At 44.3% G+C, this 23,216-nt stretch carries 13 protein-coding genes; 4 read left to right on the top strand and 9 right to left on the bottom strand.

Features of this window, described 5'->3' with window-relative positions; genetic code table 11:
• Positions 1–169: 169 nt before the first annotated feature.
• From MHM87_RS10955 to ffh, 7 genes are all read right to left on the bottom strand, one after another.
• Positions 170–1,426 carry an alpha/beta fold hydrolase gene (locus tag MHM87_RS10955; protein ID WP_239259062.1) on the bottom strand — a complete coding sequence of 419 codons (1,257 nt, stop codon included), beginning with the start codon at positions 1,424–1,426 and terminating at the stop codon, positions 170–172.
• Between the two features lie 34 nt (positions 1,427–1,460).
• Positions 1,461–1,853: a TerB family tellurite resistance protein gene (locus MHM87_RS10950; RefSeq protein WP_039227263.1), complete on the bottom strand. Its 393-nt coding sequence runs from the start codon at positions 1,851–1,853 to the stop codon at positions 1,461–1,463.
• A gap of 468 nt (positions 1,854–2,321) precedes the next feature.
• Positions 2,322–3,539, bottom strand: coding sequence for a hypothetical protein (locus tag MHM87_RS10945; protein ID WP_061485205.1), 1,218 nt, complete (start codon positions 3,537–3,539; stop codon positions 2,322–2,324).
• Positions 3,536–4,171 (bottom strand): hypothetical protein, encoded by a 636-nt coding sequence (locus MHM87_RS10940; RefSeq protein ID WP_239259060.1) that lies wholly within the window; start codon positions 4,169–4,171, stop codon positions 3,536–3,538. The genes MHM87_RS10945 and MHM87_RS10940 overlap by 4 nt, the downstream gene beginning before the upstream one ends.
• Entirely contained in the window at positions 4,168–7,890 is a 3,723-nt protein-coding gene (locus tag MHM87_RS10935; protein WP_239259058.1) for an ATP-binding protein, read from the bottom strand. Before MHM87_RS10935 ends, MHM87_RS10940 begins: the two co-directional genes overlap by 4 nt.
• A 357-nt stretch (positions 7,891–8,247) precedes the next feature.
• A complete protein-coding gene (locus MHM87_RS10930) occupies positions 8,248–10,314 on the bottom strand; it encodes a collagen-like protein (RefSeq protein ID WP_239259055.1) in 2,067 nt (688 codons plus the stop codon).
• 185 nt (positions 10,315–10,499) lie between these two features.
• Entirely contained in the window at positions 10,500–11,939 is a 1,440-nt protein-coding gene (gene ffh / locus MHM87_RS10925) for a signal recognition particle protein (protein WP_239259053.1), read from the bottom strand.
• A 298-nt stretch (positions 11,940–12,237) separates the two neighbouring features.
• On the opposite strand from ffh, the gene ccsA reads away from it, so the two are divergent.
• Positions 12,238–13,029, top strand: a complete 792-nt coding sequence (gene ccsA, locus MHM87_RS10920) for a cytochrome c biogenesis protein CcsA (RefSeq protein WP_014948818.1) — start codon at positions 12,238–12,240, stop codon at positions 13,027–13,029.
• Positions 13,030–13,204: 175 nt separating this feature from the next.
• On the top strand, positions 13,205–14,500 hold the full coding sequence (locus MHM87_RS10915; protein ID WP_014948817.1) for an HlyC/CorC family transporter: 1,296 nt from the start codon (positions 13,205–13,207) through the stop codon (positions 14,498–14,500).
• A 37-nt stretch (positions 14,501–14,537) separates the two neighbouring features.
• Here the strand turns inward: MHM87_RS10915 and MHM87_RS10910 are convergent, their stop codons facing one another.
• Both MHM87_RS10910 and sixA read right to left on the bottom strand, forming a co-directional pair.
• Positions 14,538–14,732, bottom strand: coding sequence for a hypothetical protein (locus tag MHM87_RS10910; protein WP_014978722.1), 195 nt, complete (start codon positions 14,730–14,732; stop codon positions 14,538–14,540).
• A gap of 121 nt (positions 14,733–14,853) precedes the next feature.
• On the bottom strand, positions 14,854–15,369 hold the full coding sequence (sixA, locus tag MHM87_RS10905; protein ID WP_014976012.1) for a phosphohistidine phosphatase SixA: 516 nt from the start codon (positions 15,367–15,369) through the stop codon (positions 14,854–14,856).
• A gap of 171 nt (positions 15,370–15,540) precedes the next feature.
• On the opposite strand from sixA, the gene MHM87_RS10900 reads away from it, so the two are divergent.
• Positions 15,541–18,288, top strand: coding sequence for an insulinase family protein (locus MHM87_RS10900; protein WP_239259051.1), 2,748 nt, complete (start codon positions 15,541–15,543; stop codon positions 18,286–18,288).
• 225 nt (positions 18,289–18,513) lie between these two features.
• Positions 18,514–23,067, top strand: a complete 4,554-nt coding sequence (locus tag MHM87_RS10895; protein ID WP_061485197.1) for an EAL domain-containing protein — start codon at positions 18,514–18,516, stop codon at positions 23,065–23,067.
• Positions 23,068–23,216: the final 149 nt, after the last annotated feature.

Here is a 23,216-nt window from a genome sequence, read left to right as displayed (position 1 = left end):
CGGCATTTAAACGGCGACTGTGCGCTAGGTTTGCTTTGAGAAATAAGAGAGACGCCCAAGCTACGTGTGTTGTAACAACAAGTGTTACTACCCGCGTTAAGGCTTGGGCGTTTTTTTATTAAAAAACGGCTGATGTTAGAGCTTTCAAATGGATTAAGAACCTACTGCCCTAGTAGGTTTTACAGAACGCTTTGACTTTGGCTTTACCTGTAAAGGCGAGTAGTTGATCGACCATCCTATCAAAGTAAGGGTTGTAGGTTAGCCTTGCATACACCTTGTCTTTCTTATTAGTTGCTAACTCTTCATCAGCGTTATCGGGCTCAAATCCCCACGGCCCATACCACACTTCTTCGCCGGCTTTGCAGCGCGCTTCAGCGTCACTACATTGACCGTTATCACATATGCGAAAGTCACTCGCAGTACCATATAGCGGGTTCTTATCTGAAAAAAGTGTACTCATATGAGAGGCTGCGCTAATACGCTGCTCCGGGACCTTCATGGTTTGCATGATGAGTGTATTTTCAGGTACATCGGGTTCGTCCTCACCCTGCCACAATAAACACTTGTGTGGATGAGTAAAATTATCTCTAAACTGTTCAGCTACTTTTGATGTGTCAACCACACTGTCTTTTTCTGCCACCACCATAAGCACAGGTAAATTCAACGCACGCTTTTCTTTTTCCGATTTAGAGAATAAATCTTGAAGCACATTTACGCTTTCTTGATAGGCAGCGAACCCTGGCATTGCAGTGGAGTTATAGCGGCTTGGGTTATCTTCTTCTTCAACATTAGGCCAGGGAAATAATGAGTCAATATAAGGCGCTAACCGGGACACAAAGAAGCGTGATTTAAAGGCTGGTGAAAAATGCATTAGCCCTTTTATATCAAGCTCTTCAGCCATCGAAAAACTCGCTATTGTGGTTAAATTAGCGCCTGTCGAAAAGCCACCAATGTAGAGGTTGTCTACTTCTTCGGAAAATAGTCGTATGTGATGATTAGTTTCTGTCTGCCACTGCTGATAGCTAACATTTAACATGTCTCCGGGTTTCGAGCCGTGTCCCGGCAACAAGATGGTTCTAACGTGAATGCCCTCACTGCACATGGCGTTGGCGACATCACGAAAAAAGTAAGGTGAATCGCCTAATCCATGAACTAACAAGACGCCAATATTGCGGTATTGTGTGCCGCATTCAAATGGCATATTCATGGACATTTCTTGTGCTTTGTCGTCAGAAATAAATGCCCTATGTTCAAGCAAGTAACGTTCAACTTCATTTAGGTAATTATCGAAAGGCTGCACACCAACCGGGAAGGCCTGTGCACTGGCGCTGAACTGAGAACTGTGCGACGAATGGCAGCCGCTCAATAAGAACAGCGCGAGAGAAGCAGCACATGCGTGTGCTGCTTTAACGGTAAAATTTGGCATTGTTAACGTTTAGGTTTATGGCAATAAAAAGCGATTATTGCAGTGTATCTTTACCCGAAACTAATGCTTTGGCGAGTAATTTATGGGTAAGTAATGATAGAAGTTCGGTTTCTTCCTCGCTTCGCTCGCCATCAACGCCCGTGATCGCCATTGCAACCTCTAACGTTTTCTCGGCATCAAACGATAGGTCGTGCTTCAAACTGCGTAAAAACGTCATGGCATCGCCGGTGTCAATGGCCTTTCGCGTTTGGTATATCGTGTCGTTTAGAAATGCTTCGCGACAGATTGGGCTTTGCCAGTCTAAAGACTCAACCATTGCATTCAGGTAGTCTTGTTCCGACAGTGTGACCATTCCGTCGACTTGATAAAGTAATACTGAAAGCTTGATAAGGGCTTGGTTAAAACTTTGTTCTTCTGATAATTGCATAACACTCTTCCTCTTCGTACTGTACGCGGCAGTACCACAACATGCTCTGCGTCCTAGCAGTAGCGATAATTTTTTTGTGTCTACACCGAGCTATTTAACACCCAAAGCATCAATAACGCGTCGTTGTTGAACTACGATAGGACCTATAAACCTTTAACTTGGTTCCAAGGTTTAACAGGGCTAATAATGTAGACCGCTGAATTGACGATAGTGTTACGCCGCGATGAAGCTTTTAGTTCACAATGTTAAATAAGTGTAAACACCTATTGCATTATAGGTGTTTTTTGACAGGTTCCAAGTGTCACACATCGCAAAAATTGGCGTGAAAAAGAAAAGAACGAAGTTAATCAACATTGTTAACTTACGTTTAAGTTTGAACCGTTGACGTTGTATGAAAGCCTGGCACACCCTTAATAAACGTGGGCCAGACTTACTTTTACAGGCGATGGGTAAAATTAAGAAATGACGTTAACGCAAGCCCAATGTAATATCGTTAATATAGAAATTACCCGTATAGACTTTATCGTTATTACCGTGGGATTCTAATGCAAAAAACTGCTTATCTTCATCGTTTAGGGCTTGATACCCCCCGATCACCTGATAAATCCACACTTCAGGGTCAAAGTCTAAAGCCTGTTCTTCAAAGTAATCCAGCGCCGTTTTAGGCTGACCAGAATCGATGACTTCACAGAAATACGCTTCTACCGCTTGCTGCAATGGATCTTTTTCAAGCGACAAAGTTGATTGCTCAGTCACATCAATATCGACTGGCTTCGTGTCTTCGTGCTTAGTCTGACGTTTGTGTACGTGGGTTAACGACGCCACAATATTTTGATAATCGGCTTCATGCTCAACGTTGTTCACGTCTGGTGCTGCGTTAGCAATAATCGTGTCCGATTGATTAAACAACACAGGTACGTTAGTCAGGTTGGCGTAGTTGCCAGGCGCAAAATCAGGCTGCTGCTCCATGTGTAGCAAGAAGCCTTTAAGCAAGCGTGTACGGCCTTGGAACTCTCTAAACCGGCCTAACAAGTCTAATAAGCGTGCTTGTACTACTGATAACTCCTGTGCGGCCTTGGCAAAGCGCTGCTGTAGCGACACCACCAGCAAGTGACGAAGTTCACGGTTAGAACCCGCCAGTTCACTTAACTCATCGAAGCGGAAACACTCAAGCTGGGCAAGTAAATCGGTTACCTGTCCTTGCGCTAGCTCATTTTCGCGAATTTTAGCTTCAACCGAAGACACGTAGCCAAACTCATTGTTAATACGGCCAAACATGACACGTACGCTATTACTCAATGATTCTGAAAGTTGATAGACATGCTCGGTTAAATCGCCCATGTGGGCTGCCGCTTCATTGTACTTGTTGTAATGAAGGGCTTCTTTATAGTGCTCGGTTAGGGTTTTAAGGCTTGCCAGCGACGCACCAATATTAGCGTTGATAGTTCGGTTGCGTTCGTCTTGTAAGCTCCCCTCTAAAAGGGTTCTCACCGCGCTTTTCAAACGCAGTTCGCTTTGCGCTTCCGGACGCCACAATACGCCTAGTTGAACAAGCTGGTCTAATACCTTAGGGCTGTGATCGCGCTCTTTTACCGAACCATTAATGTACGCCTGCATGATAAGGTCGCTGTGACGACCCAATGCGTTTAATAGTTTAGTCCCTGCCTGAATTAACACCTGGCTCATATCAAGCTACCTTGCGAAATAGCGGCCTCCGCCTGCTCAGATAAACTCAGCGCTTCAGTTTCATCAATGAAACGTAGCATTTCGTAAAGGTGTTCAATTTTGCCAGTGCCCAGATAAATCTGTTTATCTGGGTTTGGCTTAATCAGATAACCCATTTCAGTTAAGCGTTTAAACACCTGCTTTAGCTGACCATCCAAATTCACACTGGTAGAACCAAACATGCGATAGCGCGATATTTTCTCTAACTGCTCAGCATAGGCGGGCGTATCTTCAATGGTAGTTTGCAACTCGTTTAATCGAATAGCGCTACCCATGGTAATGGGCATATCAGATTCATTAGCTTGCTGAACTAGCAATAACCACTCTACCAGAGGCACTAGGTTAGATGCTGTATCTTGGAACTGCTGTGTGAGCACTTTGCGCTCGTTCTCACCAATGGTGAGGAAGCTGGCAAAGAATACGTCACCCTCAGCGGTGGTCGATAATGTACGATTTAATAACGCTAAATGAGGTTCTAACTGCGCAGCGCTGTCTCTTGATTTAAGATAACGCCATGCCTCTTCATCGGTCACCTGACATATAAACGCGCCTTGTAAAAGTGCACTCAGTACACGGCCTTGTTCTGTCATCATGCTGATGTCTCCTCACCTGCTACTTCACTGTTCTTTTCTGCTTCTTTTTTCTGTTTAATGCGCGCCCCTATAGAGCTTGCTTTTGGCTGAACCACCTGCAGTTGGCGGGTTACCTTATCTATCAAGTAGCGGTTTTCGAACAACGTCAATACTTCTGACTCTGGGTTAGGGAATGCGCCGACTACACTAATGTTATTATTTTGACACGCTTCAAAGATTTTCTTCACGTTGTTTTGGTGAAGTGTACCTAGTTCATCGATCGGCCAATGCACTGTGGCGTCAGCATCGCCGCGCAGAAGACGGGTGAATGCGAGTAAGAATTTACACAAAATTAGGTAGGCCATACCGTGGCTTGATGACTCGTTAAGCTGGCGGTCGGTACGAATAACAAGGTCACTTTTACCCTCACGTAGGTGTAGCTCGATATCAAGTAGCTTGCTAATGCCGCCCGTAAGCGCTGCACGGCCAAGAATATCAAGAACCCGACGCATACTTTGACCGTACTCTTCCTCTGGTAACTCGTTAGCCCCCTCTTCCATCCAGTGCTCATAGAGCTTTCTGAATTGCTCAAGTTCGGGCCAGAATTCAAGTTCACTAATACGTGAGCGAATTTTAACAGCCGAGTCTGATACACCATCAAGAGAAAGGTCGCCGTCGACCTCTTGGGTAATACGGCGACTTTGCGACACAATGCGTTTGTCGATATCGGCAAGTACAAAGTAGTATTGCGAAAGATCGGCACCAAAGATACGGCCTTGCTCACGCAAGCCCTGTAGCTTCTGCGGAACAATCACGTTTAGAAGCTGTGCTAAATGCGACACCATACGGCGGTGATCAAAGCTCTTCACGCCGTGGGCGTTTAGCGTTGCACACTCTTCACGGGCGCGCTCCCACGTATCCGACAAACCTGTGCCCGCTTGCGCGGCAATAAGCTGGTCGAACCGCTCTACATAGGCGCGAATATCGCTTAGTAAGTTTTCGCGCTCTTGAAGCTGGCTTTGCACTTCTGAAATACGCTGACCAATACTTACATCGTCGTGCTTAATTTCAGCCGTTTCATCACCTGCCTGAAGCGTAAGCTTGGCAAGAGATTTACTTAAGGTTTTAACCTGTTCTAGGTGCTCACTGGCAGTTTTAAGCGTAGTTTCGAGCTGCCCGTGCAGCTCTTGAAGCTGTTCGCGGTTAGCTTTATAGGTTGCTTGTTTGCTGGCTAAATTACGCTCAGATTCGCCCAATAACTTACGCGACTTAGACAAGCCTTCCTGCCATACCACTTTTTGCTTGGTAAACACGTTAGTGTACCAACGCTCGTAGTCGGCTACTTTATGACGGTGGGTTTCAGTGCGCGTAATGTCTTCTTTAAGCTTATTGATTTGCTTTTTAAGCTGACCTATTTCATCAACATCCACACCGCGATTGCTCAATTCGCTTTCTAGCCAATCCTGCATATCTTTGCGGTCTTGGGCAGCATTGTCTTTCGCCTTACGCATGTCGCTATCAAGCTGAGATATACGTGCTTCACTGTCAGCGATAAGCTGCTGCCAATGGAATTTGTGTTCGGTTTCCGCTTCGCGCTGCTGATCTTTGATTTCGTCACGACTAAGCTCAAACTGAGCCTTCGCTTGCGTTTGCGACTGTTGATTCGCTTCAAGCTTAGTTTTGGCTTTTTGCTTACGTGCAGAAAGCGCCTGCTGATATTCGCTAAGTACCGTATCGCGGTCTTGCTGTGCGCGTTTACGGCTGGCTTCGGCACTCTTAACAGCGTTGTCTTTTTGGGTAACCACAAGCTCGGCGTTGCGCACATCTTCGTTCGCTTTCGCCAAGCGCTGTTCGCATTCGTTTTGCGCAGCAAGGGCAGCGGCTTGACGAATTTCAGCTTCTTGCAGTTGCTGCTTAAGCGCTTGCTCGGTAAAGGCATAGTCTGGGGTATCAAGTTCAGTAAGTGCTAACTTAACGCCCATAAAGGTATGGCTGTCGCCTTGTGCATCCTTTGCCATAGCAGGCGCTAAATCAGTGCGCTCTAGTAGCTCAGGGCGAACAACTTTACCTAAGGATAACTCCCAATTATCGACATTGGCGCGCAAGAACTCAAGTAGCGAGCCTTCTCCAGGGTAAAGAAGTGCATTAATTTTGTTAACCGCTTTTTCTTCTTGTTGAAAGGCGTTGCGCGCTTTATCTAACGCATTTGAACATTCTTTGCGAAACTCAACTGATTTACTGTGCGCCTGCTGCGCTTGTCGCAGCTCACCGCGCGCTGCATCTTCATTGATAGATGCTTCTTTGATGGCCGCATCAAGAATATCTAGCTGAGATTGTTCAAACTCGTTGTAGCCTGCGTTACTTAGTGAAGCTTTTAGTTCAGCTTCAGCAACTTTTAGCTCATTCAAACTATTTTGGTAATCGTTCTGAAGCGCGCTTAGCTGGCTATTGTAGTCGCTCTGAATGCGACTTAATGCTTCACGCTCGCTCTGCTGCTGCTCAGCTTTATTCTCTGCGGCTTCTTGGCGTGCGGCTGACATTTCTTCTAGAGTAATTGACAGCTTTTCACCTAGCTCAGCCAAGCGCTTATTGTAGGCCGACTCAATATCTTGGTGTTTTTCAGTAAGCAGTACATAGCGACTATCGGCCATGGCTTTTTCATTTTGCCACTGCGCTAGATTTGCCACATCTTCTTTAAGCTGCTCAATATTTTCGTCTTGCCACTTATCGAATTCACGCTCTACCGTATCAAGTTCACTGGTGAACTTCTCAACATCGGCGCGAGCAGATGAAATAACCTGGTTTAGATGATCGCGGGTATCACCCCACTCGTTGTCCGTTTGTTTGCGCTGGAAGCTATTCTCATCCAGTTCATTCTTTGTTGTTTCAACGCGCGCAGCCAAGTAGGTCTTATCAAGCTCGAAACTATGCTTTAGGTTAGCAAGCACTTGCTCTGTTGTGGTTAGCGCCATGTCAGCTTGTTCGAGTTTAGAAAATTCAGGGCGAATTTTGTCGAACTGTTTAATTAAGTGACATTCTTTAATCCAGTCATCGACGCGGTGGCGGCTTAGGCCTGAAGTAGGTGGCGTAACACCGTCCTCTTCTAAAATGGCGGCAATCATGGCCTTGATAGTTTCCATCTTGCCTTCTTTAGAGTGAACCGCTTTAGCCAACTTCTCAATGTGGCGCATGTGTTTCGACGGTTCGCAAAGGCTAAAGATTTTGGCGTAGCCTAATAGCTCACGGGCATTGTTACTCTGGTTAAGCACCCCGTGGTCGTTTTGAATGATTGCACGGAAGTCTTTCGTATTAAGTAAGCTCGTAACCAATATGTTGTTACGCTTCATGGCGCGTGCAAGCTCGGCGCTGCTTACACTAGCGTGTTTGCCGTTCTTTTGCTCTATCAAATAATCACTGATTTCAAATGGCTTGCCGATTAAACGATAATTGACGCCGGTTCCATTTGAGCTTAACACTGCTTGGCACAGGTCACCTTCGGCACGCGTGTATTCATAAATAATAAAGCTAGATAAACGAGGCAAATACCAGCGTTCAAAGCTGTCACGGGTTGCCGGTACCACGCGACTTGGGTACTCGCCGTAAAACACGGGAATAAGTCGTTGAAGCGTGGTTTTACCCGACGCATTGGTACCACAAATATTGGTGTGTCCATCAAGCTTTAGCTCGACCACGCCTGGTAAATGCGTGTCGATAAGAATAATACGTTTTAAGCCTGCCATAGTGTTCCTGTATCAATAACTCTGCCGCGTGAACGCTCACACAGCACAAAACTGTACCTGCTTTGATAGGGTAAAAGTTGCATACCTGAAAGAAAGCGAGCACATGCGCACGATGTAGCCCGTCAGTGTATTATGAATTCACGAATTTGCACAGATGCGCGGTGATTTGTTGGTTATAAAGCATGCTATTGTTTAAAAGTTAAGTTGGCAAAGCTTTTGAATATCCCAATAACGCCACATGAATATAAAGCGGCACGTACTGATTAGGTACGTGCCGCCTTAGCGAAAGCATTGAGCTTTCATAGAACAGCGATGAAATGAACTGAACTGTTTCTATAAAGCTGTCTATCAGCTGTTTTACTTCACTGACAATACATTTACCGACTCTGGTGCGGGATACATCATGCTAAAGCTGGGCGTAATATCACCCGAGACTGCATTTAGAATATTATCAAAGCGCAGGATCATGCCATTTGATTTTTCAGCAACATATACATGGCCATTGCTGAGCATCAAGTCTACCGGATTACCCAACATTGAGTTCGGTCCTGCAATATTGACGGATACATTCGTTATGCCATCGGCACTGCCTGCGCCAGGAATCACGTACAATTTACCGTCAGTAGCATCCGCTGCGCTGCCTACATCAGAAATGACCAAACTATCGCTTTGGCTATCATAGTCTATGCCATGGATGTTGGTTGGCGCGGCAAATGCTGTCCCACCACTTGCAGGGACAATCAGCCTGTCTTCACCCGTAACTACGGTTTCACCGCTTTCCATTTTGCGCATCACTTCTTCAAACACGGCAACCGAACCGTTAGTTAACGCCAGATACGCGCTATCAGTCGATGGGTCGTAATCCACATCCCAAGGACGCGCCCCGTTGGCAGCTTCAAGTGTTAATAGAGGCGCAACATTGCCTGATGCACAAGGCGAAAATACGCGAACGGCAGGAGTAGCTTCGTTAACATCTGCCACAAATACCACACCTGCTTCTGAGGCAATGTCTAACCCTTTAGGTGCAATCAAGCCTGTATCGCTACCCGCAATCATGTGGTCGAAACTATCGTTATACATCATACCGTCTCGCATGGTTTTGAGACGATTAATCACGAGTAAACCACCCGTTGAGGTTTCAACATCATCGAAAGTAATGACGCCATCACCGCTAGCCGTGAAAGCGGCACTCTCAATGCTCATACCAGCGTCAAAAGTGCTTAGCTCACTGGAAAGTACAGCGCTGTATTGCGCTACTTGCCCCGTGGTTGCACCTTCGCTTGCAGGGTTACTTGATACCGAAAGGCCCATAATAGGCATGGTAGTTATGCCATCGTCCGATGCGTCTTTCATCTCGTTCAGCTGAGTTAACTCGGCCAACGACTCTGGTTTTACTGAAGGCGTTGATAGCGTTGGTGCAACGTCGCCACTAGCACCGTTGAATATGTTTGAGAACACCAAAATGGCGTCATTGGATTTTTCCGCCACGCGAAGATCAGAACCGGTTAAAACAATGTCTACTGGATTACCAAGCTGGGTCGATGCGCCGCCAATCACTCTACTTGGTACAACAGCCCCGTCAGCCGTAGAGACATTTTCTAAAACAAAAATTTGACCATCATCAGCAATTGCAGCATCGCCAACGTCTGACAATACCATACGATTAGACATAGGCTCGTAAGCGATACCGTGCAGATTAATCGATATTTGATTTCCGTCTGCATCTGAAGGCACCACTGAACGCATAACTGTGGGCGCAAAATCAGAACCAGCGACATTATCGTAAACCGCGAGTGTCCCATCGGTCAGTGCAACAAACAATCTATCGCTTTGTTCGTCATAGGCCACATCCCATGGTTTTGCTGAGGTCATTATTTCTGCAATCGGTGCAACATTGCCTGCTGCTTGGCCACCGAATACGCTAACCTTTTGACCGTTAAAGTCAGCCACCATAACTAAACCTGCATTTTCAGCAAAGGCAATACCTTTCGGATTAACAAGGCCCGTAGTTGCGCCCGTTATCTCATGCCCTGTACTCATCATGTAGTCGGCTTGAGCTTCAAAATTACAAAGCGTTCTTAATAACGGTAAATCACTGTCGCCAGCTTGTACCAAGCTTCCGCTTTGCGTGAATACAATCCCCTCATTGGCTCCTGTGGTTACCGTGGATAAGACGTTCGCGTTTTGGTCAATCGAGGTAACCGTATTGCGGTTGTCATCGCCATTGTTTGCGACCAAGAAAGTCGCTGACGCAAAGCCTGGGGTTCCATCCTGACCGGGTGCACCATCTTGGCCAGGCGCGCCATCAGTCCCATCGACACCATTTGTTCCGTCGTCACCGTCGCAGGCACTTAGCGCGAGAACCATTGCCGTCGCCAACAGTGACAGTTTTAATTTTTGCTGTGATGTTTTATTGAATTCCATCTTCATCTCCGTACTTGTTGATTCGTGAAGAGACGTCACTTAAACGCGCGATGCGATAAGTACTGCTCACGTCCTGTTCAACAAGCCAAACGATTGATGAGTGATACTGGATGCAAAAAATAAAAAAAACCTCAATCCATTGCTGAGATTGAGGTTTTTTAGCGTTATAAAATTATGCGATAGCCTTAACGTGGTGGGAAGCCACCGCCTCCGCCAAACCCGCCAGGACCGCCGAATCCACCTGGGCCACCTGGACCACCAGGGCCTCCAAAACCACCACCCGGAGGCATCATGCCTTTCATCTGGCGCATCATCTTCTTCATGCCGCCGCCAGACATCTTTTTCATCATTTTCTGCATTTGCGTAAACTGTTTAAGCAAACGGTTTACGTCTTGAATTTGCGTACCTGAGCCTGCCGCAATACGGCGCTTACGCGACCCTTTAATCATATCTGGACGTGCACGTTCAGCCGGGGTCATTGAATTAATGATGGCTTCCATTTGGTTGAACTGCTTGTCGTTTGCCTGATCTTTAATTTTGTCAGACATACCGCCCATGCCAGGAAGCTTATCAAGCATTCCCATCATGCCGCCCATGTTCTTCATTTGCTCAAGCTGATCTTTAAAGTCTTGCAGGTCGAAGCCTTTTCCTTTCTGTACCTTCTTGGCCAGCTTTTCCGCTTTCGACTTATCGACTTTACGCTCAACCTCTTCGATAAGGCTAAGTACGTCGCCCATGCCCAAGATACGAGACGCAATACGCTCAGGGTGGAAAGGCTCAAGTGCATCAACCTTTTCGCCCATACCGATAAACTTGATAGGTTTACCCGTGATGTGACGAACCGACAGTGCAGCACCACCTCGTGCATCACCATCTGCTTTGGTCAGTATTACACCGGTTAGCGGTAGCGCGTCGTTAAACGCCTTTGCCGTATTCGCAGCATCCTGACCAGTCATGGCATCAACCACGAACAGAGTTTCAATTGGCTTAACGGCAGCGTGAAGCTCTTTAATTTCGTCCATCATGTCGTTGTCGACATGCAAACGACCTGCTGTATCCACTAGTAGTACATCGAAGAAATTCTTCTTCGCTTCAACAATGGCATCGTTAACGATATCAATGGGCTTTTGTAAAATCGTTGACGGGTGAAAAGCTACATTCACTTCACCGGCAAGGGTTTCAAGCTGCTTGATAGCGGCCGGGCGATAAACGTCGGCACTCACTACCATCACTTTCTTTCTCTCGCGCTCAGTTAGGTATTTCGCAAGTTTACCTACAGACGTAGTTTTACCCGCACCTTGTAAGCCCGCCATAAGCACAACAGCCGGAGGTTGAGTTGCGAGGTTAAGCTTTTCGTTCGCTTCCCCCATCACCGACTCTAGTTCAGACTGAACGATTTTAATAAATACTTGGCCAGGCTTGAGGCTTTTGGTTACTTCGGTACCAACTGCACGCTCTTTTACCTGTGCAACAAACGCTTTTACTACGGGTAGCGCAACGTCGGCTTCAAGTAGCGCCATACGCACTTCGCGTAGCGTTTCTTTAATATTGTCTTCAGTAAGACGCCCTTTACCGCTGACATTTCGTAATGTCTGGCCTAAGCGTTCTGATAAATTCTCAAACATAGTATGAAACTTCTTTTTATTTCAGACGTAATGCCCGCATTGTAACGTAAAAGCGAACGGTAACGTACCCACAATTGCGGTTAAATTTTTAAACTTTTGCGTCAAGAGTTGTCGAAATTTGATGTACGAATTTCGAAGTCGATATGGAGTAAAAATTGTCCTTCCATGATCCTATACCCACACTAAAAGTGGGTGTGAAACAAACAAAATCAAGGAGATGGTTGAATTTACTTGCAAGTTGCAGTATCAATACCGACTCAGTCGGTGAAGACGTCACCTACCTATTACAGGACGCATCATGAACACCCTTTTCGCCATTTCTGCTGCTTTACTCTACGCATTAGCTGCGGCAGTACTTATTGGCAAATTCGTACACCAAGACGGCCCGAATAAGCGATTAGGGCTATCCATCGCTAGTGTTGGGGCAATTGCACATATCGCTTTTCTCACCAACGTTATTATTGTCGCGCCTGGGCAAGACATGAGTGTAACCAACGTACTTTCATTAGTGTCGTGGATAATCACAGTATCCATGCTTATATTTGCCCGCGCCATTCCTAATCTTATTTTACTTCCTGTTGTTTTCGGCTTTGCAAGTCTTACGGTACTCGCCTCACAGTTTATTCCCGTGTCGTACATCATGCACATAGAGCTGCAGCCGGGCTTAGTTATCCATATTAGTTTGTCATTGTTTGCTTACTGCACTTTGGTCATTGCATTCTTATACGCACTGCAAATGTCCTACATTACCTACCGTTTGAAGCAAAAAGGTGCTGCGCTACTACATTCATCACTACCGCCTTTAATGCTTGTAGAAAACATTTTGTTCAAGCTGTTGCTTGCGGGAACTTGTTTACTAACCGTCTCACTAATTAGCGGGTTTGTTTTCTTAGAAGATATGTTTAACAAAACTTACGCGCATAAAACGGTGCTATCAGCGGCCGCTCTCGTTGTTTTTCTCATTCTTTTAATAGGCCAGAAACTTCGAGGTTGGCGCGGGCGACAAGTTATTGTGATGACAGTCTTGGGTGTGACGCTACTGTCCCTTGCCTATTTTGGTAGCAAACTAGTTCGCGAATTTCTTCTTTAAAACTCCCTGTATTTATTGCTGAGCTCGCTGCCGAGCTTGCTTTTCAGGCGGCTCGGCGGCGCTTGTCACTTTTTGGTGTTATCTAGTTAATTAGGGGCATATCAACAATTTTCCCTTGAAACTCGCACCTCAAATCAATACATTTGAAGCCTAAGTTAAGACAGGAACCCATTAATTGGACGACATATCAACGAGTACGCTGTTTATCGCGCTCGGCGTACTCATATTACTATCTGCGTATTTCTCTAGTTCAGAAACTGGCATGATGTCGATTAATCGTTATCGACTCAAGCATTTGCAAGGAGAAGGCAACCGCTCAGCTATACGTGTTGCTAAACTTCTAGAACGACCTGATCGCCTTATCGGCCTTATTCTCATCGGAAACAACTTAGTTAATATTGCAGCATCCTCGCTTGCAACCATACTTTGTATTCGTTTATTCGGTGACTATTGGGGGCTGTTTGCTGCTACCTTTGGCTTAACGCTGGTCCTACTTATTTTTGCAGAAGTAACGCCGAAAACACTAGCTGCGCTGTATCCAGAAAAAGTGGCATTTCCGAGCTCCATTATTCTGCTTCCACTACTTACCTTGCTGTACCCTTTTGTGGCAGCGATTAACGGTATCACAAACGGCATTCTAGCTTTGCTAAGAATTAGTCCTGCAAGTGGAAGTGACGACTCGTTAAGTCGAGAAGAGTTAAGAACCGTGGTTTTTGAAGCTGGTGCCATGATCCCTAAGCGACACCAAGATATGTTGGTGAGTATTTTGGACTTAGAAAGCGTAACGGCCGAAGATATCATGGTGCCACGTGCTGAAATTTTTGCTATCGACATTAACGACGATTGGAAGAAAATTCAAAAAGCGTTAACCCATGCTCAACATACCCGTGTTTTATTATACCGAGACAGTGTCGACGATGCGGTAGGCTTTGTGCATGTGCGTGACGCCCTGCGCCTTCTATCAAAAGACCAGTTTACTAAATCAAGCTTGCTTCGCGCAGTTCGTGAGATTTACTACACGCCTGAATCTACCCCGCTGCACACGCTGATGTATAAGTTTCAAGCCGAAAAAGAGCGCATTGCTCTGGTTGTTGATGAGTATGGCGACATTATGGGTCTAGTCACTCTTGAAGATATTCTTGAAGAGATTATCGGTGACTTTACCACCAGTATGGTTCCAGACCACAGTAAGGAAGCACACGTACAACAGGATGGTTCAGTATTGGTTGATGGTAGTGCCAACGTCCGAGAATTGAACAGAGAAATGGATTGGAACCTGCCTACGGAAGGCCCTAAAACCCTTAATGGTTTATTACTTGAGTATCTTGAAGATATTCCTGAGAACAAAGTAAGCGTGCGTTTGGCGGGTTATCCGTTAGAAATTGTAGACATTTCAGAAAGCATGATAAAAACCGTCAGAATCATGCCGGAATACTATGTTGCACCTAAAGAGTCGAATAACGACCACTAAACGTTTTGGTGGTTAACCTGCCTTTCGGCCTTATCAGCTAACCTTTTGATTCGTCAGCTAGACGCTGTGCTCTATTTGCCAGCGCTCTAGCTTTCGCAGCAGCGACCTTATCTGACAATTCAGATAATTTGGCAATAATATCCTGCGTCTCCTTATCTTCACGTAAATCAGCCTCCGCCATATGCGATTGCAATGAACGTTTAAGGAGCTCAGGAATAGATTTGCTGTCCATTTCCCAACCCTTCAATAGAATAAACTTTGACACTCTCAAAGAGTCTATCGACCATGTGGGAATATACTTAACGATTAATTGTTCAATTTCCGAAATTAATCGCTAAGAAGGAGCAAGGCGTTTACAGTCCTTGATAATGCGTTACCAGCGTGCCTTTGTGCTCTTTTAAAGAATACTTGATAACAGCAATTGAGGCCGTAGAAAACAAACTTGTGGTGTAAGACTGGCACAGTTCATCAACGAGATAGCTAACTAGCGGCATGTGACTAACAACAAGAAGTTTTTTGATTGGTTTTTTGGAATTGACCGCGGCGTGAAGAAGTCCATCAATATAATCACTCACCAGTCTTGGCGAGCCTTCCGGAACAATATCTTCATTATTTTCAACTTTGTTCGCAATGATATCAAGCGATACCATATCATGGGTCTGTTTGGCTCGACGATAAGGGCTCACAAGCGCTAAGTCCACAATGCCTTTCTGGCAATACTGGTCTTTTAACCATAAAGCTGCTGTTTTGGCTTGCTCTCTACCTAATGGTGTAAGTTGCCTGCTTTTATCATCGAGTCTGGGCGCTTCTGCTTCACCGTGACGCATAATGAAAAGATAAATGTCGTCGTTGCTACTTTGACCTGACATAACATTGCGCATAGTATTAATGAAAGTATGCTAACGATATCAGAGAGCTGATACTACGCCTAGCGCTAAACCGCGAATAGTGAGAATTTTCGTACATTATTTAACGTTTTGTGAAGTTTCTCTTTATAGACGCTCCAGCAGTAAGGTGCTCTTGACCAAAAACGAGACAATGTGAACAACACCATAAATTTAGAAAACGCACATCACGTTACTTTACCTAATGGGTTGCGTGCCATGTTATGTCACACGCCAGAAGCGAGTGAATCTTTTGTTTCAATGGCGGTAAGAGCCGGACACTTTTATGACCCAAACGATTGCCAAGGGTTAGCCCATCTTCTTGAACACATGCTTTTTATGGGTAGCCGTCATTTGCCCAAACCCAATGCTATTAATGGATTCATTGAGCAACACGGCGGCACAATCAATGCGTGGACAGGTACCGAGTACACAAATTACCATTTCAATTGCAGCGGTGACGCTATTGCGCAAACATTGCCTGCATTTGCAGATATGCTTAGGCAACCCTTATTTGAAGAAGACGCGCTAACCAACGAAATAAAGAACATTCATGCTGAATTTGAGTTTAAGAAAAAAGACGACCTTCGCCGCCTTTATCAAATTCATAAAGAGACATGTAATCCAGAGCATCCTTTTGCAAAATTTTCTGTAGGCAATTGCGATACCTTTTCTCAACACGAATGTACAGAGCTTAAACGTCGCCTGAAGTCACTGCACCAATCGTATTACTGTGCGCTTAATATGCGCTTGTGCATAGCCAGTCCTATGCCAATACGTCAACTCGAGGCGTTAGTGAATCAGTGTTTTGGGACATTGCCAAGTGGACAGTTAGCCTCTGACGACTGGCCTTCGCTTTACACAGAAAATGAACTGGGCATTCAAATCAACATTCATCCGCTGCAATCTGCTAGACGTATGATAGTGACATTTGCCCTCCCCGCTTTACAGAACGACTACAAAACCAAACCGCTGAACTACATCAGCCATTTGATTGGTGACGAAGGTGAAGGAAGCCTACTTGCCTATTTAAAAGAAAAAGATTGGGCGTTAAACCTGATAGCGGGCTCTGGCATAGAAGGCGATAAATTTAAAGATTTTAACGTGAGCTTTCAGCTTACCCAGGAAGGCCTTAAACACAAAGCGCAGGTGTTAGAGGCACTATTTAGCTACATCGAATTAATTAGAGAAGCATCGACTGAAGAGTGGCGCTTTCACGAAAAATCGCAGCTAAATGCGCTGGCCTTAGAGTACGAAGAAAATGTGAAGCCGCTTGGGATCATAACTGAGTATGCACAGCATCAATTTATATTTGAACCTGACGAATTGAATAGACTTCGCTCTACTATTGGTAGTTATGACAGAAGCATAATTGAGCATGCACTATCTTTTTTCACGCCCAAGAACCTTCGTTTAAAGGTTATATCAAAAGATGTTAAAACCACTCAGGTTTGCGCATTTTATGAGGCTGAATATAGCGTTGAAGACGTCGACGATGCGCTAATACATTCACTTGAAAGCGCAAAGAAAATTCCAGAATTGCGCCTTCCACCACCCAATCCTTATTTGGCGAGTGAATACACGCTTATCCTCCCTGAAACGGGATTTAACGTTCCAAATAGGTTGGTAGATAATGGTGGCTATCGATTTTGGTTCGCTCAGGACCAGCAATTCCATAGCCCCAAAGGCGATATTTATATCTCTTTCGACGCCGCTCAGTTTTCAGACTCTTTGACCTCTGTTGCGGCCAAGCGAATTTGGCTCGGCGCACTTAACGATCATCTCCAAGCTAAATACTACCGAGCTGAAATAGCAGGACTTCACTATCGAATTTATGGACATCAAGCTGGGTTCACACTACACACCCGTGGTTTTACGAATCAGCAGACATTGTTAGCAAGTCAACTTCTTGACGCCGTTCTCGGTTTTATTCCTGACGAAAGAGCCTTTGAACATCACAAAGCACTTCAAATTCAAAGCCTTCATAATTCACTGTTAAATAAGCCGACTAACCGTTTATTCTCTCGCTTAAGTGTTCTTATTCAACGCAACACGCAAGCGCCAGTTGAATTGTTAGACGTGATAGAAAACATCTCTTATAACGAGATGCTAGGCTGTCGCAGTGCAGCCTTTGAGCATTATTTTGTAGAGGCATTTATGCATGGCAACTGGGCAAGCGAAGAAGCAAAGGCATTTTCGACGTCGCTTCATAGCCATTGCAAAAATGCAGGGGGAGCTCCCCTTTCTCGTGCCGTATCTAAGCTGCCTGTGGGCGGAACTCTTTATCACGAAGTGTTGTGTAATCACGATGACTCAGCGGTCGTACTTTATTTACAAGCACCTTCTCCTTGCCTCACCGACACCGCATTATGTATGGTTCTTGAACAGATGCTGGCAGCACCGTTCTTCAATTCGTTAAGAACAGAACAGCAATTGGGATACATAGTCGGTACAGGCTATGTGCCACATAATCAACACCCCGGAATGGCATTTTATATACAAAGCCCGCAATGCAGTCCAAAGCAGTTGCTAGATGCAATGACCGCCTTTTTGTTCCAGCAACTCAATGAAATAGAGTTCTATCGTTTTTATTGGCCGACTATCCAACAAAACCTTATTAAGCAGTTAGAAGAGAGAGACCTTACTCTTTCGATGAAGTCACAGCGTTTATGGGTAAGTTTGGGTACGCAAGATTTAGAGTTTAATAGAAATGCAAAGCTTGCTGAAAGGATCAAAGGCTTGAGTTTCGAAGAGATTCAAGACTTCGCGCATCAACTCGCTAAACGAGAGCGCTGCGGGGAATTGGTGCTGTTCTCTCGAGGAAAATTTGAGAGTATTCCCACCCAGGAAAAACGAACGATTAACAGTATTTCTGAATTCAAAAAAGAAATTCCTTACTACTAAAGCTGCATTGTAGGCACGTGCCACGGTCGTTAAGATTTTAACCAATCTGCCGATACCCAGTGGTATTCGCAGACAAGGTTGGTTAATAAGTAAACCATCATTCTTGTTATTACTAAAAAGTCCTTGTAGAGGCTTAGTTAATTCGGCATATTTATTATTCTGGCTGTTAGGGATGCCGCCAGTGACATAAAAAAATAATAAATGGCGTATGCCAAAGGTGTGTAGGTGCGCTCAACCCTAATTTATTCAATTTCTCTTCTTTTGTTGGCTTTGTCAGGAATTCTTTTTTCTTCTGCAAAGGCGATAGAGGTTTCTGATCTTCATTTTACAGAGCTAAATAAGCAGCATGGTCTATCGGATACCGCAGTATTAGACATTGTGGAAGACGACATGGGGTTCATTTGGCTTGCAACGTCAAACGGCCTCAACCGATACTCTGGTTATGATGTAAAACAATACCATCCCTCAGATGTAGACCCGAATTCGTTACCTTCAGGGTACATTCAATCCTTGTTTGTGGATTCGGAGGGGCAATTATGGGTAGGCACACACTCTGGACTAGCGCTTTATCAGCCTGAAACCGACAGTTTCAAAGTTTTCAATAAAGAAAACTCGGTAATAAAAACTGATTTAATAACAGCGATTACAGAGTCCAAAAATGGCGATATTCTCTTCGCGGATCGCAAATTCTTGTATAGATACTCCAAACAACGATCGCAAATAAGTGTTCTGACTCAGGTTTTCAATGAAGAAAGCTTCATTAAAGTTATCTTCGAAGAAGCCAATCGTATCTGGGTGGGCTCAAATAAGTTTGGCGCAAAACTTATAGATACGGAGACCTTAGAGGTTCATGACGTAAAAAAAGTGAATCCTTGGGGTGTTTCACTTGATATTCGAGCGCTCCATGACATATCAGTGATTAACGGCAACTATTGGTTGGCGACTAATAATGGACTTATAGTAATTGCGTCAAATGGGAAAATTCTAAAGAAAATTGAAAGTAAAGATTTAGGTGTTGAAGAAGAGGTAAATTCATTTTCAATATCGGTTGTTGATGACGATATTTGGATTGGTACTTTTATAGGGTTGTTTTTGCTTTCTGACGGCGCAGCAGTTCCAGTAACTGAAGCTTATAACCCTGAAGTTATACATTTAAACGCCGAAACGTACAACACAACAGGAATCCCACCAGAAATCATAATTAAGGTTATAGAAGATAGAACGGGTGTTGTTTGGGCTGCAACCTTTCATCGGGGAGCTTTTAAATATCACCCCGATTTTGCCAGTGTTCACTTCCAACCCGTGTTTAATTCGGAACGGCATACTGAAGACAATTATTCAACTATTTGGGGCTTCGCAGAAAACAGCTCAAACGAACTGTTTCTTGTTTCTCAGCAAAAAGGCGTGGGGAAAATTTCGAAAGAAACCGGTAATGTATCGTTTTTCAATTTGCCTCAAGATATAGATGTCAATAGCTCATTCTGGGACATTGAGATAGATAACAACAACAATATTTGGCTTGCTTCGTCGGTAGGATTGATTGTACTTGCAGAAACAGATAATGGACTAGTAACACTACGAAAATACTTCGAAGGTTCATTCATTGATCACATCTTTAAAAGTGAATCTGCAATATGGTTCCAACTTCCTAATGAAGATGTTCATTCAATAGATTTTGATGATGTGCCTAATGAGAGTGAGCCGGCAACTCCTCAAAAAAACCTTTCTCAAGAATACGGAAAAATGTTTGCTATCTATGCCGATGACAAAAAGAGGGTTTGGTTTAGAGCTGGAGAAAAACTAATTGTTTATTCAGTTGAAAAGCAGCAAATCACAAAGGTATTGGATTCAACCAATGGCATTAACTCTCTTGTATATGGAATTCACCAAACAAGTGATGGGCTTTGGCTAACTACTCGTTCCGACGGTGTCATCCAACTAGACGAAGAAAGCCTTGTTTTGGTCAAAAAACAAAAGCGAGATAACCAAAGTGGATTTATCACGTCTACAACATCTATAAACAACAATATTTGGTACTCTGACGCTAAGGGTGTCCACAAAGTGCTTCTTCCTTCACTCAGAGAAGCTGAGAGTATACCAAATCAGCAACTAGACTTTAACTCACTGGGTGAAGGCGCTGTAATTGCTACTAGAAACAACATTATTTACTTTGGTGGCAACAAAGGCTTTATAAGAATATCCAAAAACGCAAACTCTGATGCTGAAGGCATCCTACAAACCCTAGCTCCTCAGTTATATCAGATCAACATCTTTGGTTCAGTCGCTAAATCCAAAAGAAACTCAATGGAAGGAGATGATTCAACTCATTCGTTCTCTTCCAAGGAAATAATAACCTACGTAAGTCAGTTAACGCTTAAGCACGATGAAACCAGGTTCAGTATTTCATTCGGCTCAGTAAACCCTGTTTACCCTAATCAAGTTACTTACCGTTATAAGCTCTCTAATTTTGAAAATGATTGGATATATGTTGACGATGAAAGGTCTGCACAATTCAACAATATATCCTTTGGAAGCTACACTTTTTCAGTTCAAGCAAAAGAGCCCGGGAAATCATGGTCTGAAAGTAAAAACTTGCAGATAATTATTGAACGTCCTCCATGGCTCCATACCGTCGCTTTGGTATTTTATTGTTTAATAGCTTTCGCGATATTTGCGTTCATCGTTCGCCAATATCAAATAAGAAAAGCCAATCAGCTTGCCATCAAAGAGTCGGAAGAACGCCTTAAACTGACGCTATGGAGTTCAGGTGATGAGTTGTGGGACTGGGACGTATACAGAGGCCAAGTTTACCGTGCAAATACGTGGGGTACTCTTGATTTTCCTCAAGATGATATACGCACTACAGGCGCTTACGATGCAAACATACACCCTAACGACGTAAGCCGTGTTAAAACTGCTCTAAGAGACCATCTTGAAGGTAATAGCGACTTCTACGAGCTCGCATACCGCGCAAAGACATTTAAGAACCAGTGGATTTGGATACTTGACCGCGGAAAAGTGGTTGAAAGAGACCACAATTCTCAGCCGGTAAGAATGACTGGTACGCTTAAGAATATTCATCACTTAAAAGAAGCTGAAGAGCAGCTGAATCTATTTAAGCGTTCAATTGAGAATATTTCTGAAGGTGTATTCATAACTAATACCCAATTTAAATTCATAAGTGTAAACAATGCATATTGCGGTTACACCGGCGAAACCCGTGATCAAGCATTAGCAAGCTATATGCATTTCCATCTATATCCAGACGCGTTTACCGAAGAAATTAAGAAAACGCTAAAAGCGAAAGGTAACTGGTCAGGTGAAGTAGAAAGTGTGCGAGTGAACGGTGAGCGCTATGAAATGGAATTAAACATAGACGCCGTCCATGACGATGACGGAAAAATAAGCCATTTTGTAGGCGTATTTAGTGATATCACGTCAAGAAAAAGTACTGAAAAAGAGCTATTGAAACTAGCTAATACTGACCCGCTTACGGAGCTTCCGAATCGTTCGTTCTTCCAAGCTAGCCACCAGAACTTGGTGCGGAAAGGAGCACAACATACCCTGCTCTGTTTGGATATGGATAACTTTAAGAAAATAAATGATTCTTTAGGCCACCAAACGGGCGATATATTAATTAAACAAATAGCAAAGCGCTTACAAAGAATTACGGGTAAGAGTGCGACTTGCTATCGTTTAGGTGGTGATGAATTTAGCGTGTTAATGGAAGACAATGCCGATATCCACACGGTAACGCATTACGCACAGAACCTATTAGACACTTTATCTCGCCCCTTTATCATTAATAAGCAAGAGTTTGTATTGGGTGCCAGTATTGGAATCGCATTCTTCCCTGACGACGGCACTTCTCCCCAAGAAATGCTGAAAAACGCAGACACAGCCATGTATTTCGCTAAAAACAATGGCGGTAACAGCTATCAGTTCTTTAGCGGAGAGATGAATCAAAACGCCGTTAGGCAACTGCAAATTGAAAACCTCATAAGACAAGGTATTAAAGATGACTTGTTTACGGTTTACTACCAGCCGAAAGTAGATATAGCCTCAGGTAAGCTAGTTAGCATGGAAGCTTTGGTGCGCTTTGAGCACCCCCAAAAGGGCATAGTAAGCCCTGGGCAATTTATCCCTCTGGCAGAGCAAACAGGCCAGATTATAGAAATTGGTGAACAAGTGCTAAGAAAGGCTTGTGCAGATACCAAACGCTGGGTAAACCAAGGTTTGTTTAGTGGTCGTGTAGCTGTGAATATATCTGCGAAGCAGTTCGAATTACCTGACTTAGACGACAGAATAAACAAGATTTTAAGCGATATCGGTTTGTCACCACTACATTTAGAGTGCGAAATAACTGAAGGTACGCTAATGGAAAGTCCTGAAAACGGCCTTCAAATGATGACTCGCCTTCGCGAAAGAGGTATTCACCTAGCGCTAGACGATTTCGGTACAGGTTACTCGTCCCTAGCCTACTTAAAGCGATTCCCGCTAAACACGCTAAAAATTGACAAAGCATTTATTGACGATATTGCTAAAAGTAATGTAGACCGTCATATGGCGGCTGCCATTATAAATATCGCCCACAATTTAGGCTTAAAAGTTGTAGCTGAGGGCGTTGAAGAAGAAGCTCAGCTAGATATTTTACGTCGCTACGATTGCGAAATGTTGCAAGGCTTTCTTTACAGCCGCCCATTAAATGCAGAGCGCTTCGAGAAGCTTCTCACCGAGAATCAAAAGCTTCATACGCTGCTTGGCCACTCTAACTTTTAATAGCCCTTACCTTTTACTTGCGTATAGGGCGCGTGCTTTCCCCTGCCTAATGCCACTCATTGCAGCTTTAGGCAAAGTCATGCCTATTCAACCTTAGTTTATTAGACTTTAGTGCCATTAAAATGGCGCTTATGAACGTCGATAAATCC

This window comes from Alteromonas sp. Cnat3-28, assembly GCF_022348265.1.
GTDB classification, from domain to species: Bacteria; Pseudomonadota; Gammaproteobacteria; order Enterobacterales; family Alteromonadaceae; genus Alteromonas; species Alteromonas macleodii.
The sequence above is the reverse complement of the archived record's forward strand: the minus strand, read 5'-3'. Positions and strand labels throughout refer to the sequence as shown.

What these genes read in the sequence shown, in the direction of transcription:
- MHM87_RS10955 (WP_239259062.1), bottom strand. Translation starts at nt 1,426, where the DNA reads ATGCCAAATTTTACCGTTAAAGCAGCACACGCATGTGCTGCTTCTCTC.
- MHM87_RS10950 (WP_039227263.1), bottom strand. Translation starts at nt 1,853, where the DNA reads ATGCAATTATCAGAAGAACAAAGTTTTAACCAAGCCCTTATCAAGCTT.
- MHM87_RS10945 (WP_061485205.1), bottom strand. Translation starts at nt 3,539, where the DNA reads ATGAGCCAGGTGTTAATTCAGGCAGGGACTAAACTATTAAACGCATTG.
- MHM87_RS10940 (WP_239259060.1), bottom strand. Translation starts at nt 4,171, where the DNA reads ATGATGACAGAACAAGGCCGTGTACTGAGTGCACTTTTACAAGGCGCG.
- MHM87_RS10935 (WP_239259058.1), bottom strand. Translation starts at nt 7,890, where the DNA reads ATGGCAGGCTTAAAACGTATTATTCTTATCGACACGCATTTACCAGGC.
- MHM87_RS10930 (WP_239259055.1), bottom strand. Translation starts at nt 10,314, where the DNA reads ATGGAATTCAATAAAACATCACAGCAAAAATTAAAACTGTCACTGTTG.
- ffh (WP_239259053.1), bottom strand. Translation starts at nt 11,939, where the DNA reads ATGTTTGAGAATTTATCAGAACGCTTAGGCCAGACATTACGAAATGTC.
- ccsA (WP_014948818.1), top strand. Translation starts at nt 12,238, where the DNA reads ATGAACACCCTTTTCGCCATTTCTGCTGCTTTACTCTACGCATTAGCT.
- MHM87_RS10910 (WP_014978722.1), bottom strand. Translation starts at nt 14,732, where the DNA reads ATGGACAGCAAATCTATTCCTGAGCTCCTTAAACGTTCATTGCAATCG.
- sixA (WP_014976012.1), bottom strand. Translation starts at nt 15,369, where the DNA reads ATGTCAGGTCAAAGTAGCAACGACGACATTTATCTTTTCATTATGCGT.